The 1,240-nt window shown below is 61.9% G+C and carries 1 pseudogene; it reads right to left on the minus strand.

What is annotated here, in order from left to right:
- Window positions 1-1,240 (minus strand): annotated as a pseudogene (locus tag Q7T84_RS05970) (DNA-directed RNA polymerase subunit beta'); the annotation flags it as partial.

The following is a 1,240-nucleotide window of genomic DNA, read 5'->3' on the forward strand; positions in this document are numbered from 1 at the left end:
GCGAACCACGGGCTCCGGAGTTAGCCATCATGAAGATCGAGTTGATCTCCTTTTCACGGCCGTTCTCGTCCTTCTCGGCGGTCGAGATTTCCAACATCATTTCGTCGGCGACGCGGTCGGTGGCCTTGGCCCACGCGTCAACGACCTTGTTGTACTTCTCGCCCTTGGTGATCAGACCGTCGGCGTACTGCTGTTCGTACTCTTCGACCAACGCGCGGGTCTGAGCCACGATCGGCTTCTTCCGCTCGGGGATGATGATGTCATCCTTACCGAAGGAGATGCCGGCCTTGGCCGCTTCCTTGAAGCCCAACGCCATGATCTGGTCGGCGAAGATGACCGTCGCCTTCTGACCGCAGTGGCGATAGACGGCGTCGATCAGGTTGCCGATTTCCTTCTTGGTCAGGTTCTTCTCAAGAAGGCGGTGACCGATCGCCGGGTGGTGCGGGAACAGCGCCACGATCTTCATCCGGCCAGGCGTCGTATCGATCACCTTGCGGACCAGCTCGCCCTCGGCGTTCATTTCCGAGTGGCGGGCTTTGATCTTGGTGTGCAGCGTCACGACCTTGGCGTCGAGCGCCGCGTCGATTTCGCCCAGGTCGGCGAACAGCTTGCCCTCGCCCGGCTCTTTGTCCTTGGCCAGCGACAGATAGTAGAGGCCCAGAACGATATCCTGCGACGGCACGATGATCGGGCGGCCGTTGGCGGGCGACAAGATGTTGTTCGTCGACATCATCAGCACGCGCGCTTCAAGCTGGGCTTCCAGCGAGAGCGGGACGTGGACGGCCATCTGGTCACCGTCGAAGTCGGCGTTGAAGGCGGCGCAAACCAGCGGGTGAAGCTGGATGGCCTTACCCTCGATCAGCTTCGGTTCGAACGCCTGAATGCCCAGACGGTGAAGGGTCGGCGCGCGGTTAAGCAGAACCGGGTGTTCGCGGATCACCTCGTCGAGGATGTCCCAGACCGCCGGTTGTTCGCGTTCCACCATCCGCTTGGACTGCTTGACGGTGCCCGACAGGCCCTTGGCGTCCAGACGCGCATAGATGAACGGCTTGAACAGCTCGAGCGCCATCTTCTTCGGCAGGCCGCACTCGTGCAGCTTCAGCTCCGGACCGACGACGATGACCGACCGGCCCGACTAGTCGACGCGCTTGCCGAGCAGGTTCTGACGGAAGCGACCTTGCTTGCCCTTCAGCATGTCGGCGAGCGACTTCAGCGGACGCTTGTTGGCGCCCGTGATCAC

Origin of the sequence: Phenylobacterium sp. (genome assembly GCF_030654915.1) — a bacterium.
Classification (GTDB): domain Bacteria; phylum Pseudomonadota; class Alphaproteobacteria; order Caulobacterales; family Caulobacteraceae; genus Phenylobacterium.